Annotated in this window: 12 protein-coding genes; 9 read left to right on the top strand and 3 right to left on the bottom strand. The window is 41.1% G+C overall.

Annotated features, from left to right (window positions below):
* The first annotated feature begins 59 nt into the window (after positions 1 to 59).
* From R2S10_RS20050 to R2S10_RS20025, 6 genes are all read left to right on the top strand, one after another.
* Positions 60 to 518 carry a MarR family winged helix-turn-helix transcriptional regulator gene (locus R2S10_RS20050; protein ID WP_265843229.1) on the top strand — a complete coding sequence of 153 codons (459 nt, stop codon included), beginning with the start codon at positions 60 to 62 and terminating at the stop codon, positions 516 to 518.
* Complete coding sequence (locus R2S10_RS20045) at positions 499 to 2,904, top strand: 3-hydroxyacyl-CoA dehydrogenase/enoyl-CoA hydratase family protein (RefSeq protein WP_316842196.1); 2,406 nt, start codon at positions 499 to 501, stop codon at positions 2,902 to 2,904. The genes R2S10_RS20050 and R2S10_RS20045 overlap by 20 nt, the downstream gene beginning before the upstream one ends.
* A 26-nt stretch (positions 2,905 to 2,930) precedes the next feature.
* A complete protein-coding gene (locus tag R2S10_RS20040) occupies positions 2,931 to 4,109 on the top strand; it encodes an acetyl-CoA C-acyltransferase (protein WP_316842195.1) in 1,179 nt (392 codons plus the stop codon).
* A 9-nt stretch (positions 4,110 to 4,118) separates the two neighbouring features.
* Positions 4,119 to 5,909, top strand: coding sequence for an acyl-CoA dehydrogenase family protein (locus R2S10_RS20035; RefSeq protein ID WP_316842194.1), 1,791 nt, complete (start codon positions 4,119 to 4,121; stop codon positions 5,907 to 5,909).
* A gap of 129 nt (positions 5,910 to 6,038) precedes the next feature.
* Positions 6,039 to 6,539, top strand: coding sequence for an FKBP-type peptidyl-prolyl cis-trans isomerase (locus R2S10_RS20030; protein ID WP_316842193.1), 501 nt, complete (start codon positions 6,039 to 6,041; stop codon positions 6,537 to 6,539).
* Positions 6,536 to 7,429, top strand: coding sequence for an FKBP-type peptidyl-prolyl cis-trans isomerase (locus R2S10_RS20025; protein ID WP_316842192.1), 894 nt, complete (start codon positions 6,536 to 6,538; stop codon positions 7,427 to 7,429). Before R2S10_RS20030 ends, R2S10_RS20025 begins: the two co-directional genes overlap by 4 nt.
* 15 nt (positions 7,430 to 7,444) lie before the next feature.
* Here R2S10_RS20025 and R2S10_RS20020 read toward each other — a convergent pair whose 3' ends face one another.
* Together R2S10_RS20020 and R2S10_RS20015 are read right to left on the bottom strand one after the other, a co-directional pair.
* Complete coding sequence (locus R2S10_RS20020) at positions 7,445 to 8,752, bottom strand: deoxyribodipyrimidine photo-lyase (RefSeq protein ID WP_316842191.1); 1,308 nt, start codon at positions 8,750 to 8,752, stop codon at positions 7,445 to 7,447.
* A gap of 23 nt (positions 8,753 to 8,775) precedes the next feature.
* Positions 8,776 to 9,699 (bottom strand): TIGR01777 family oxidoreductase, encoded by a 924-nt coding sequence (locus R2S10_RS20015; protein WP_316842190.1) that lies wholly within the window; start codon positions 9,697 to 9,699, stop codon positions 8,776 to 8,778.
* Between the two features lie 154 nt (positions 9,700 to 9,853).
* Between R2S10_RS20015 and R2S10_RS20010 the strand changes: the two genes are divergently transcribed.
* Positions 9,854 to 11,146 carry a DASH family cryptochrome gene (locus R2S10_RS20010; protein ID WP_316842189.1) on the top strand — a complete coding sequence of 431 codons (1,293 nt, stop codon included), beginning with the start codon at positions 9,854 to 9,856 and terminating at the stop codon, positions 11,144 to 11,146.
* Here the strand turns inward: R2S10_RS20010 and R2S10_RS20005 are convergent, their stop codons facing one another.
* On the bottom strand, positions 11,147 to 11,635 hold the full coding sequence (locus R2S10_RS20005) for a hypothetical protein (protein WP_316842188.1): 489 nt from the start codon (positions 11,633 to 11,635) through the stop codon (positions 11,147 to 11,149). It abuts the gene before it with no gap.
* 381 nt (positions 11,636 to 12,016) lie between these two features.
* Here R2S10_RS20005 and R2S10_RS20000 point away from each other — a divergent pair, with 381 nt between their 5' ends.
* Positions 12,017 to 12,721 (top strand): LytTR family DNA-binding domain-containing protein, encoded by a 705-nt coding sequence (locus tag R2S10_RS20000; protein WP_316842187.1) that lies wholly within the window; start codon positions 12,017 to 12,019, stop codon positions 12,719 to 12,721.
* Between the two features lie 54 nt (positions 12,722 to 12,775).
* Positions 12,776 to 13,654: a MerR family transcriptional regulator gene (locus tag R2S10_RS19995; RefSeq protein WP_316842186.1), complete on the top strand. Its 879-nt coding sequence runs from the start codon at positions 12,776 to 12,778 to the stop codon at positions 13,652 to 13,654.
* Positions 13,655 to 13,709 lie beyond the last annotated feature (55 nt).

The following is a 13,709-nucleotide window of genomic DNA, read 5'->3' as shown; positions in this document are numbered from 1 at the left end:
TTCTTTGCTTGCATTTGATTTATTAATTCGATAGCTTTGTTATGCAAGCATAGTAATTAATGAAACAACAAGAGACAGTAGATTATTTCCTGAAGGTGGTTTGGCAGAATGTTTCCAACACTTATAATCAGATCGCTTCCGGGTTCGGAATCACGCAGGCCATTGGCTATGTGCTGATCAATATTGAAAAAGAAGGTACCGCTGTTTCCAAGCTGGCCGGTTTACTGGGAGTGAAAGCAACCAGCTTATCACGAATGTTAAACAATATGGAAGAACAAGGGTTAATATACAGGGAGACTTCCATCGGTGATAAGCGTTCGGTGAAAGTTTTCCTGACAGATTTGGGCCGGGAGAAAAGACTGCTCGCAAGGGAAGTTGTCATCTCTTTTAATGAATACCTGAACACGCATTTTAGCACACAGGAAAAGAATAACCTGATCTCGTCTTTACAGAAACTGAATAAACTTACACTGGCATATAAAATTCCTACTGAAAATTATGAACAAGAAGATAAATAGAGTAGCAGTATTGGGCTCAGGTATTATGGGTTCACGTATTGCTTGTCACTTTGCGAACATTGGAGTTGAAGTACTTTTACTGGACATTGCTCCGAAAGAACTGAGCGCGGAGGAACAGTCTAAAGGACTGAGCCTGGACCACCCGGCAGTTAAGAATAGAATTGTAAATGCTGCTTTGCAAAATACGGTGAAGACCAATCCTTCTCCTGTTTATACAAAAAAGGTGTTGAATAAAATTACAACAGGGAATTTTACCGATGACATGCCAAAGATCAGCGCTTACGACTGGATCATTGAGGTTGTGGTAGAAAATCTGGACATTAAGAAAAAAGTATTTGAACAGGTAGAACAATTCCGTAAACCGGGATCATTGGTTACTTCCAATACTTCCGGAATCCCAATTCATCTGATGGCAGAAGGAAGATCCGAAGATTTTAAAGCGAATTTCTGTGGTACCCACTTCTTTAATCCACCGCGTTACCTGAGGTTACTGGAAATCATTCCAACACCACATACAAATCCGGAACTGGTGGATTTCCTGATGCATTACGGAGATAAATTTTTAGGAAAAACAACTGTTTTATGTAAGGATACCCCGGCATTTATTGCCAATAGGGTAGGTGTGTATTCCATCATGTCTTTACTCCATCTGGTAGAGAAAATGGACCTTACCGTAGAAGAGGTTGATAAATTTACTGGTCCTGCTTTAGGCAGACCGAAATCGGCAACTTTCCGTACTACTGATGTGGTGGGATTGGATACGATGATTAAAGTTTCCAAAGGGCTGTACGACAATTGTCCGGAGGATAAAGCACATGATCTTTTTAAGCTTCCCGCTTATGTAGAGAAAATGGAAGCCAACAAATGGTTGGGCGATAAAACACAGCAAGGTTTTTATAAAAAAACTAAAAGTGCAGATGGCAAAACAGAAATTTTAGCCCTGGATTTAAAAACGCTGGAATACCGTCCTCAGGAGAAAGTGAAATCAGCTACGCTGGATATCACTAAATCAATAGAGAATGTTAAAGACAGAATGAAAGTTTTTGCCTCAGGAAAAGATAAAGCCGGAGAATTGTTCCGTGCTTCTTTCTTTGGTCTGTTCGAATATGTATCGGATCGTATTCCGGAAATCTCTGATGAGCTGTACCGAATTGATGATGCCATGCGTGCTGGCTTTGCCTGGGATTTAGGTCCTTTTGAAGTTTGGGATGCAGTAGGGATTGCCGATGCGATTGCAGGTATGAAAAAATATGGACATGAGGCTGCAGCATGGGTTCAGGAAATGCTGGCCGCAGGTCATACCACTTTCTATAAGGTAGAGGATGGGGTAAAAAAATATTACGACATTCCTTCTAAAAGCTATAAAGCTGTTCCGGGAACTGAAGCTTTCATCGTACTGGATAATTTAAGAGCCAATAAAACCATTTGGAAAAATGGCGGTGCCTCGATCATTGATCTTGGGGATGGCATCCTGAATGTGGAATTCCATTCTAAAATGAATACAATTGGTGGTGATACTTTACAAGCCATCAATAAAGCGATAGACCTTGCAGAAAAAGAATATAGAGGGGTAGTCATCGGAAACGATGGCGCTAACTTCTCGGCAGGTGCAAATGTGGGCATGATTTTCATGATGGCTGTAGAGCAGGAATGGGATGAACTGAATCTGGCGATCCGTATGTTCCAGAATACTTCCATGCGCATCCGTTATTCTTCGATTCCGGTAGTGGTTGCCCCGCATAATTTAACATTGGGTGGCGGTTGTGAATTTAGTTTACATGCTGACCATGTGCAGTTGAATGCGGAAACTTATATGGGATTGGTTGAGTTTGGCGTTGGAGTGATTCCTGGCGGTGGCGGTACCAAGGAGTTTGCTTTGCGCGCTTCCGATGAGTATAAAGAAGACCAGATTGTGCAAAATGTGTTGAAAGACAGGTTCCTGACCATCGGTATGGCAAAAGTATCTACTTCTGCTGTAGAAGCTTTTGAGCTGGGTTACCTGCAAAAAGACAAATATTCGATCTCTATGAACAGAAGCCGATTAATCGCTGATGCAAAAGCAAAAGCTATTGAGCTGGCTGAGGCTGGGTACACGAAAGCGGTGCCACGTAAAGACATCAGGGTACTGGGTAAACAAGGTCTTGGCATCGTTTATGCCGGCGCAAATACCATGTACTCGGGTCATTATATTTCTGAACATGACAAGAAAATCTCGGAAAAATTGGGTTGGGTAATGTGTGGTGGAGATCTTTCCGCACCAACAGAGGTCACAGAACAATATTTGCTGGACCTGGAAAGGGAAGCTTTCTTATCGCTTTGCGGAGAACGTAAAACGCTGGAAAGGATTCAAAGTATTGTGACCAAAGGGAAACCTTTAAGAAACTAATTTTTTTCTATTAAAAGACACAGATCATGCAAGAAGCATATATTATAGCAGGATATCGTACCGCAGTGGGCAAGGCCCCGCGTGGTGTATTTCGTTTCACCAGAGCTGATGATTTAGCAGCAGATGTGATTAGACAACTGGTGGCCTCCGTACCTAATCTGGATACCACTCAAATTGATGATGTGATTGTTGGAAATGCCACTCCAGAAGCAGAGCAAGGCCTGAATATCGGGCGTATGGTATCGCTGATGGGATTGGATACGGATAAAGTCCCAGGCGTAACGATCAACCGTTATTGCGCTTCAGGATTGGAAACCATCGCAACAGCTGTGGCAAAAATCAAAAGCGGAATGGCAGATTGTATCATTGCCGGTGGGGTAGAAGTGATGTCGGGCATGCCTTTTGGCGGATGGAAAGTTGTTCCAAATGCAGATGTAGCCATGAAAAACCCGGATTGGTATTGGGGAATGGGCTTAACTGCAGAAGCAGTAGCCAATGAATATAAAGTGAGTAGAGAAGATCAGGATGCTTTCGCTTTTCAATCGAATATGAAAGCGGTGGAAGCGATTAAAAATGGTCATTTGAAAGCAGGTGTTGCGCCGATTACGGTAGTAGAAAATTACCTGGATGGCAATATGAAAAAGAAAACCCGCAGTTATGTAGTGGATACGGATGAAGGCCCAAGAGCGGATACTTCTTTGGATAAACTGGCGAAACTGAAACCTGTTTTCGCAGCGGATGGCAGTGTAACTGCCGGTAACTCTTCCCAGACTTCTGATGGTGCCGCCTTTGTACTGGTGGTTTCTGAAAAGAAAATGAAAGAACTAGGCGTAGAGCCGATTGCACGTTTGGTAAGTTATGGCATTGCTGGTGTACCCCCAAGAATTATGGGAATCGGGCCAATTGAAGCCATTCCAAAAGCCTTGAAAATGGCAGGGATGAAACTGGAAGAACTGGATCTGATAGAGCTGAATGAGGCTTTTGCTTCACAATCGCTAGCGGTAATCCGGACTTTAGGCATCAATGCAACAAAGGTAAACGTGAATGGTGGTGCCATTGCTCTCGGACATCCACTGGGATGTACCGGCGCTAAATTATCAGTACAGTTATTTAATGAATTGAAACGAAGGGATCAGAAATATGGTATGGTGACCATGTGCGTGGGTAGCGGACAAGGTGCTGCCGGAATTTTTGAAATGCTTTAATAAGATATTATGGAAACTACAGACAAAAAAACAATTAAAGGTGGAGCGTTTTTAATTACAGAAACCAATTACCAGGATGTATTTATTCCTGAAGAATTTGATGAAGAACAACAGATGATTGCGCAAACTTGTCGCGATTTTCTAGCGGCAGAAGTTTATCCAAACCTGGATCGTATCGATACTCAGGAAGAAGGTTTGATGCCTGCTTTAATGGATAAAGCCGGTGCCCTGGGTATTTTAGGCGTTTCCATCCCGGAAGAGTTCGGTGGCTTTGGCAAAAATTTCAATACTTCAATGTTGGTTGCGGATGTGATTGGTGCAGGTCATTCCTTTGCCGTAGCACTTTCTGCACATACCGGAATTGGTACCTTACCGATTTTATATTATGGAAATGAAGCGCAAAAAGCGAAATATATTCCTAAACTGGGAACAGGTGAATGGAAAGCAGCTTATTGCTTAACGGAGCCGAATTCTGGCTCAGACGCCAATTCAGGGAAAACTAAAGCAAAACTTTCTGAAGACGGGACACATTACCTGATCACTGGTCAGAAGATGTGGATCACGAATGGTGGTTTTGCAGATATTTTTATCGTTTTTGCTAAGATTGATGATGATGCCAATTTAACCGCTTTCATTGTAGAGCGTGATTTTGGAGGCATTACCATGAATCCGGAAGAGCATAAAATGGGGATCAAAGGTTCTTCTACCAGACAGGTGTTTTTCAATGATTGCCCGGTGCCAGTAGAAAATATGCTTTCTGATCGTCAGAATGGCTTTAAGATTGCCGTGAATATTTTAAATATTGGCCGGATTAAATTGTCGGCCGCAGCAATCGGCGCTTCTAAGGCAGTCATTGATACCGCGATTAATTATTCTAATGAAAGGATTCAGTTCGACCGTCCGATTTCTAAATATGGTGCCATTCGTTACAAATTAGCGGAAATGGCGGCAAAAGTTTATGCGGTAGAGTCTGCGAATTATCGCGCAGGTCAGAATATTGATGATGCTTACGAACGATTGGTTGAAGGCGGAATGGATGCGAGTAAGGCCAAGCTGAAATCTACAGAAGAATATGCGGTAGAATGTGCAATCCTGAAAGTATGGGGTTCTGAAGCCCTGGATTATGTGGTAGATGAAGGTGTGCAGATTTATGGTGGGATGGGATTCTCGGCGGAAGCGCCAATGGACCGTGCTTATCGTGATGCAAGGATCAACAGAATCTTCGAAGGAACTAATGAGATCAATAGGTTACTGACGGTGGATATGATGTTGAAACGCGCCATGAAAGGCGAGTTGGATTTGATGACGCCTGCTACTGCTGTAGCTGCCGAATTGATGTCTATTCCCGATTTTGGAGAAGAGGATGATGCTTTGTTTGCTGCAGAAAAGAAAATCATTAAAAACCTGAAAAAGGCTACTTTAATGGTGGCCGGTGCTGCTGTTCAGAAATTGATGATGAGCCTTTCTAAGGAACAAGAGATTTTAATGAACATTGCCGATATGGCCAGCTATGTGTATGTGGCGGAATCAGCAATGCTAAGAACAGAAAAGTTGGTAAGCCTGCGTGGTGAAGCCGCTTGCGAAGGTCAGGTTAACCTGATGCGCATATATTTTGTGGAAGCTGTAGATGCCTTGCAAAAAGCAGGTAAAGAAGCTTTATGGGCATTTGCCGATGGTGATGAACAACGCATGATGATGGTAGGCTTACGCCGCTTTACCAAAATGGAAGCTTTCAATGTAAAAGAAACCCGTCAAAAGGTAGCCCAACAAGTGATTGCAGCCAATAAATATTGCTATTAACGTATAGATTCATAATTAAACTGGGCGCTCTTAATTTTATTAAGGGCGTTTTTTTTGCCTATGTTTTTCTATTTGTTAAAATTGGTTAAAAATTGCGCTATCGGCAATAAAAGACTATTTTTGTCTATTATGTTAAAAAACAAGATTTTGCTGTTGGTGTTTCTGCTGTGCGCTTTATTTGCTGCCTGCGAGAAAACCCCTCCTTATGAGGTGGAAAAACAGAAGGAATTGGACGCGATAACGATAAAAAAATATGTAGATTCCAATAACCTGTCGATGATTGTAGATCCTTCAGGGTTGAATTATCAGATCATCACGCCAGGTAAGGGGACGGTTTACCCAACACCAACAGACTCAGTGATGGTTTATTTTCAGGGCCGTCTTTTGCGCGCATCATCAGCGTTTCAAACCGTTGCGGAAACCGATTCGTTGGGTGTGAACTTGAATTATGCCATGGAGGGATGGAAAATTGGTCTGTCAAAAATCACAGCTGGCGGTCAGATCAGAATGATTATTCCTTCTGCACTAGCTTATAAGAATTTTACTGGAAATGGAATTCCTCCATTTGCAATACTAGATTATACGATTACCTTAAAGAATATAAAATATAAAACAGAAAATACAAAATGATTAAAAAGTTATCACTTTATACCGTTGCCTTATTAGCGACAATCGTTATTTTTAGTTCCTGTAAAAAGGAGTATGAGACTATTCAGATGTTAGATGAAACTAAATTGTCAGAATACTTCGCAAAAAACAATATTACTGCCATTCCAGATTCTGCTAAAACAGGTTATTACTATGTGCTAAATCAGCCTGCAGGAAGTACTGATGCTCCTTATAAAAGAACAGATTCAGTACGTTACCAAATTAACGTGACAGGACTTTCTACCGGAACAGTTTACACTTCTACAAATGCAACTCGTAATGAGGGACAACGTGTAGGTTCTGCATTTGGATTTTATAATAAGGGTATTCCGGCAATTGCTGATGTGCTTCGTAAATTACAACCTGGTGGAACAACTAAAATTTACCTGCCTTCTTACCTGGCTTTTGGTAAAAATGGAATTCCAACTGCTGGGATCCCTTCCAATGAAATTATGATCATCACGGTGACTACTTTTAAAGAAGCACAAAAGGTTTTGGATGACAAGCATATCACTGCTTATTTAACGGCTAATGGCATTACTGCAGTTAAAGATGAGTCTGGTATATATTTACAAACCATCACTGCGGGTACCGGTACTGATCTGATCAACCTGAATTCATTGGTGAATTTTAGTTATACCATGAAAACACTGGATGCCGTGGTAACTCAGGAATCCACAATTACTGTATTGCCAAAAACGCTGATTCCTGCCTTCAGAATTATGTTGCCTAAATTCACTAAGGGCAGTAAAGTAAGGATGTTCATTCCTTCTGTACTGGCTTATGGAAATGCAGCCTCTACCGCTGGTAGTACGATCCCTGCAAATTCTTGTCTGGATTATAGCGTAGAAATATTAGCAGTAACCAACTAACATATAATAGCGGCATTATTCATTTAATGCCGCTTTAAAAACTTTCAAGACCCTTTCTCTGGCAAAAGCATGTTCTACAATTGGTAGGATGTGCTTTAGTTGTTTATAGGCAGGAAGCCATTGGTCCACATACTTCAATTGCGGGTCGAATTTCTTCATTTGCAACTCAGGGTTAAATACCCTGAAGTATGGTGCAGCATCATTTCCAGATCCGCATGCCCACTGCCAGCCACCTACATTGCTGGCCATCTCATAATCCAATAGTTTTTCTGCAAAATAGGCTTCTCCCCATCGCCAGTCGATGAGCAAATGCTTGGTTAAAAAGCTGGCCACCACCATACGAACACGATTGTGCATGTATCCGGTTGCATTGAGCTGACGCATTCCTGCATCTACCAATGGATAGCCCGTATTTCCCTGACACCATGCTTCAAATTCTTCCGGGCGGTTTCTCCATTTGATGTGGTCGTATTTGGGTTTAAAGGACCTGGTTACTGTATGTGGGAAATGCCATAGGATCATCTGGTAAAAGTCTCGCCAGGCAAGTTCAGAAAGCCATTTCTCGGCTTTTTGCTCTATCGCACTGCGAATGGCCTGCCGGATACTGATCGTGCCAAAGCGCAGGTGAATTCCTATATGGGAGGTTGCATCCGCTGCTGGGAAATCTCTGTTTAACTCATAACCATCCAGCTTGTCTTCGAAATCCTTGCCAGGAAATTGTTGTGCCGAAGCCTCAAATCCAATCTCTTCCAGACTAGGGATTGGAAATGCCGGGCTTGGCATAAAATGTTGGAAGTACTTTTCTGTTGGGTAGGCGCTCGCATAAAATTTGCTGAGCTTTTGTTGCCATTGGCGGAAGTATGGAGTGAACACCGTATAAGGAAGTCCATCCGCTTTAGTGATTTCGTCTTTTTCAAAAATGACCTGATCCTTGTAACTATGGAAGCTGATGTTCGCTAATCGGAGTTGCTCGCTAATGCGCTCATCTCTTCTTATTGCGTCCGGTTCGTAATCATGATTAGTATAGACGGCATTGATTTGGTAAGTTTCGCAGAGTGTTGCCCATACTTCCTCTACTGTACCATATTTAATCAGGATGGATGAACCCTGGTTTTTCTGGAGCTTATCGCCGAGGCTGGTTAGGGTTTGGTGTATAAAGTTGACTCTGGTATCCTGTTTATTAGCGAGTTTACTCAGAATATTTTTGTCGAAAATAAACAGAAGCAATAGGGGATACCCGTCTTTTAGTGCGTGATAAAGGGCAGCATTGTCTTCGAGTCTTAGGTCTCTTCTTAACCAACAGATGTTAATTTTCGGCTTCATGAATGGAGTTTTGTGTCAATTTTTTAGCTTTCGCTAATGGAATCTTTGTAAATATCGGATAGTGCAGCAGAAAGTTGCGGATATTTAAATTTAAATCCTGTATCCAATAGCTTTTGTGCCGAAGCATAATTGCTGCTCAGGACAATTTCACTGAGTTCTCCAAGGATGATTTTTAAGGCAAAGGCAGGTACATTGATCGGCCAGATTGGGCGATGCAGCTGCTTTGCAATTTCTTTGCTCAAGCTGAGATTGCTTGCAGGATGAGGCGCAGCGGCATTGTATGCTCCTGTGTAGCTTTGGTTCTCTACGGAATGGCTAAACATTTCCAGCACATCATCAATATGTACCCAGGAGACCCATTGTTTCCCGCTGCCAAGTCCGGAGCCTACAAAATAGCGGATGGGTTGGTCCATTGCTTTTAAGGCACCTTCATTAGGGGCAAGGATAAAACCTAACCTCCATTTTACCACCCGGATCCCCATAGCCAGCCCTGCATCAGCGGCAGCTTCCCATTGTCTGCAGCAATTGGCTAGAAATCCGGTGCCATTTGGGCTTTCCTCGGTCACTATTTCTTCCCCCGTATCCCCATAATATCCTAATGCCGCAGCGGATATAAAGGTTTTTACAGGAGCTTGTTGTATTTTGATGGTTTTATAAAGAAGTTCTGCGGATAAAACCCGACTGTCGATGATCTCTTTCTTGCGCGCTTCCGTCCATTTTTTGGAGGCAATGTTTTCTCCCGCCAGGTGGATGATGGTGTCTACACCCAATAAACAGTTGGGATCAATACTGGATTTTTTAACATCCCATAGATACACTTTTACCTCTTTTATATTTACCATTTTTCTGGATAGTATGGCTACAGTGTGCCCCTTTTCCAGCAAACTCCGAAGTAGTTTTTTGCCAATCATGCCAGTTGCTCCGGTCATCAGAATGTGCTTGCCCATAATTTATATCACCAAGTAATTGTGTTTTTTTTTAATATAAACCATTTATCTGCAAAATGTTTGTTGCGCTTATGTAAATATTGCTTTATGAATTCGTACTAAGCTAATAATTCGTATATTTTTGTTAATTGTTATGTCAGTTATTCAGTCTTTAATGAAATCTAAAAGAATACTCGTTTGGTTTAGAAATGATCTTCGATTACACGACAATGAAATGTTGGTTGAAGCGCTTGCTAAATCTGAGAGTATTTTACCGGTTTATTTTTTTGATCCACAGTATTTTCATGAAACCCGATTTGCAACATTAAAGACGGGGATCCATCGGGCAAAGTTTTTATTGGAAAGTGTGGCCGCCCTGAGACTGTCTTTTCAAAAGCTGGGTGGGGATATCTTACTGGTTCATGGGAATCCGGAAGAATTTATGGCAAGGCTGGTGACCGATTTTGACATTTCTGAAGTTTATCACCATCGCGAAGTCGCTCCGGAAGAGACCGTAGTCTCTACCAAAATGGAGGATCTTTTATGGAAGCAAAAAATCAACTTAAAACATTTCATTGGTCATACCTTATATAATAAGGAAGACCTTCCCTTTCCAATCAAAGATATTCCAGACGTTTTTGCACAGTTCAAAAAGAAAACAGAAAGGGATGCTATGGTGAAATCCTGTTTTCTGAGTCCTGAAGAGATCACATTTGTTGAAAATGAAGACTGGGGTGTGCTGCCAACACTTGCTGATTTAGGATTTGAAGCAGATGCTGCAGATTTTCCTGATTTTGCGTTTACAGGTGGTGAAGAGGCCGGACTGGAACATTTGAGGGAGTTGTTATTGGAAGGTGCAGAGATTCATCAGAAGCCTGTGAAAAATGCAGGAGATAAGCCTGGTTTTTCTTCCAGATTATCCGGATGGCTTTCTTTAGGTTGTTTATCGCCAAGAAAAGTATATTGGAAGTTAAAAGAAGCAGAAGCAGCTTTTGGTGGTAATGCGAATTTCAACCAAATCCTTCTGGGTTTATTGTGGCGCGACTATTTTAGGTTCATGTTTAAAAAACATGGAATTGCTTTTTTCCAGGAACCGGAAGAATTTGAAAAGGAGTTTTTTAGTCCTACTGAAAATGAGCATCCAGATCTGCTGAAATGGAAAAATGGAAACACTGGTCATGCTATCGTGGATCGATATATGCAGGAATTGAATACCAACGGTTTTATTTCCCATACAGGGAGGCTATTGGTTTCTACTTTTCTCATTCATATTTTAAAGATACACTGGACAAATGGTGCAGTATATTTTGAGGAAAAGCTGATAGATTATGCTCCGGCAAGTAATTGGGGCAATTGGGCAAATGTTGCCGGCGCAGGAAAAGACCTAAAATCTAAAAATACATTTGATCTGGAAAAGCAGATCAAGCTATTGGAAACACTCGTTTCTGATACACCATCTATGGTTTAATTAACTTTTTTTAATCCGATCAATCACACCCATCTCTTCTTCTGTTGCCCTAATAATCAAGATCTGTTTGCTATTTTCTAAGTTTAGCATCCAAAGCATCTTTTCTTTTGTGGTTACTTTTATCGCGGAGCCTAGGGTATAACCCTCATATTCGCTTTGAATCTTTTTTAAAATTTGATCTGGAACGTTTTTCTCTGTGCCATAACTGAGGTGATAAACCAGCTCTCCGTTTTTGGTAAATACAGCCTTGTTTCTCTGATCATCGAGGATAAAGTTGACCACATACCTTTTATTGACGACGAGCCATTGTGGTTCTTTGGCATCTTTAAATAAACTGCTGAAGGAATTCGATACCTTTTCTGTGATGATCGCTTTTGTGGCATCCCCTCTGATGGTAACCGTTTCCAAATTGACCTGAGCATTTAGCTTTTGTAAGCTCGTTAGCAATAATAAGCTGCTAATCGCTAACGGAATGATTAATTTTTTCATCTTCTTGAGCTTTATTTTTTGATAAATATCGTTGTCTTAGCTATACCAAAAATCTAATTTAGCTGGATGTGGGATGCCTATATCCAGACAACCGGTTTAAGATGCTGAACAGAATTGTGTGGTGTAATTTGTGATTAGTGGCTTTGTTTAAGTTGTTAGTGGTTGATTTTAAGTTGTTTATTGGAAAACGTTTTGGCGTAATGATTGTTGTTAATCAATTGTACTCATATTTTGATATGGTACTATACTCATCCCTGATTTTATTTTTTTGCTTTGCTAGTGTCTAACCTAAGGCATATGGAGTTGCTGCGATATGAACCTCTCAATCCAAGGGAAAATCACAGCAATGATAATTTAAGAAATTTTTAAGGGATGTAAAATATGAACTTAAAGTGTTTACTCGTAGATGATGAATTGATTGGGCAAAAGTTGCTCAAGCAGTATATTCAGCTTGTGGAGCAACTGGAACTGGTTGCGATCTGCGGCAATGCTTTTCAGGCTATGGAAATTCTAAAGACTGAGAAGGTTGATTTGATATTTCTGGACATACAAATGCCCCATCTACTGGGTACAAGTATGATAAAAACATTACAGCACCCACCAAAAGTGATTTTTGTGACTGCTCATGAGGAGTATGCCGTTGAAGCCTTCGAATTGGATGCAGTTGATTTTTTGTTGAAACCAGTTAGTTTAGAACGGTTTTTAAAGGCTGTCAATAAAGTGATCGGATCGGGAAATGCTCAGGAAGATCGGATTTCAAGGGCTGGTATGGAGTTTATTTGTTTTAGGGCAAATCGGAAGACGATAAAAGTGTTTTTGGATCAGATTATTTACATAGAAAGCGTCAAAGATTATATTAAAATATACAGGGATCAGGGGGCTCCCTTGTTAGTAAAACAATCTTTAACGGCATTAGAAGCGATGTTATCACATCAATATTTTATACGAATTCATCGGTCTTTTATTGTTTCTATTAACCGGATCACCGCTTTTACCAGCTGTGATGTAGAGATTGGTACGCTTGAAATTCCCATAGGAAGGCGCTTTGCTGCTCAGGTGAAAAGACTCTCTCTAATGAAAGGCTGATTGAACCTGTTTTGTTTTTAAACAATGCGGGTGTACAATTGTTGTCCCTATAACGTGAGGAAATTTTCAATAAGTGATATCGAAGGGCTGATCGGTATCAAAGCACATACCATCAGGGCATGGGAGGTGAGGTATAACCTGGTTCCACCAAAAAGAACGCCAACTAATATTCGTTTTTACAATGAGGATGACCTTAGGACGCTACTCAATATTGTGGCTTTAAATGAGAACGGCTATAAAATCAGCAAGATTGCCAGGATGGGGCAGGAGGTTATTTCCAATTTGGTAGGGAAGCTGAAAACCGACCTGGGTAAGGAATCGCTGCAGATGATGAGCTTATGTAAAGCCACCATTGCTTTTGATGAACTGGAGTTTGTACGGGTATTAAACACGTGTATTGGGGAAATGGGATTGGTTAAAACGATGGATCTGGTCATTTTTCCTTTCATGAAAAAAATCGGGATGCTATGGCAAACCGGTGCCATTGATCCTGCACATGAACATTTTGCCTCCAATCTGATCCGGGAGCGGATCATTATTGAGATCAATTCCGTAGGTCAGCCAGTACTTTCTGGTACTAAGAAATTTCTTCTTTTCCTGCCTGAATCGGAAATGCATGAAAATGGCCTGCTTTTTGCCCGTTACTTATTGAAAAGCCGGGGGCATGATAGTTTGTACCTCGGACTAGAAACCCCTTATTCAGATTTGATAAAAGTGGTAGAATCGTATCGGCCGGATTTTGCTTTTACGGTTTTAACCTCTCTGAATCTGGGTAAAAATGTCAATAAAATTATAGGTAAAGTGATGGATCACCTTAACGTGCCCCTGTTAGTTGCAGGCAGTTTAATCTCTGAATTTGATATCCTTGTTCAAGATCGGCTAACGCCGCTAAAGAATGTCCGTGATATGACGGATTTTTTGGAATATTTATAAAGAAAATTGCCCTACTTAATAGGTAAAATCCTAATTTTGCTTCAATATAGCATAT

The organism is Pedobacter gandavensis, assembly GCF_032678745.1.
Classification (GTDB): Bacteria; Bacteroidota; Bacteroidia; order Sphingobacteriales; family Sphingobacteriaceae; genus Pedobacter; species Pedobacter gandavensis_C.
This window is presented reverse-complemented; position numbering and strand designations above follow the sequence as displayed.

Coding starts and splice junctions, on each gene's coding strand:
- R2S10_RS20040 (WP_316842195.1), top strand. CDS start 2,931: ATGCAAGAAGCATATATTATAGCAGGATATCGTACCGCAGTGGGCAAG.
- R2S10_RS20030 (WP_316842193.1), top strand. CDS start 6,039: ATGTTAAAAAACAAGATTTTGCTGTTGGTGTTTCTGCTGTGCGCTTTA.
- R2S10_RS20015 (WP_316842190.1), bottom strand. CDS start 9,699: ATGGGCAAGCACATTCTGATGACCGGAGCAACTGGCATGATTGGCAAA.
- R2S10_RS20045 (WP_316842196.1), top strand. CDS start 499: ATGAACAAGAAGATAAATAGAGTAGCAGTATTGGGCTCAGGTATTATG.
- R2S10_RS20035 (WP_316842194.1), top strand. CDS start 4,119: ATGGAAACTACAGACAAAAAAACAATTAAAGGTGGAGCGTTTTTAATT.
- R2S10_RS20050 (WP_265843229.1), top strand. CDS start 60: ATGAAACAACAAGAGACAGTAGATTATTTCCTGAAGGTGGTTTGGCAG.
- R2S10_RS20000 (WP_316842187.1), top strand. CDS start 12,017: ATGAACTTAAAGTGTTTACTCGTAGATGATGAATTGATTGGGCAAAAG.
- R2S10_RS20020 (WP_316842191.1), bottom strand. CDS start 8,752: ATGAAGCCGAAAATTAACATCTGTTGGTTAAGAAGAGACCTAAGACTC.
- R2S10_RS20010 (WP_316842189.1), top strand. CDS start 9,854: ATGAAATCTAAAAGAATACTCGTTTGGTTTAGAAATGATCTTCGATTA.
- R2S10_RS20005 (WP_316842188.1), bottom strand. CDS start 11,635: ATGAAAAAATTAATCATTCCGTTAGCGATTAGCAGCTTATTATTGCTA.
- R2S10_RS20025 (WP_316842192.1), top strand. CDS start 6,536: ATGATTAAAAAGTTATCACTTTATACCGTTGCCTTATTAGCGACAATC.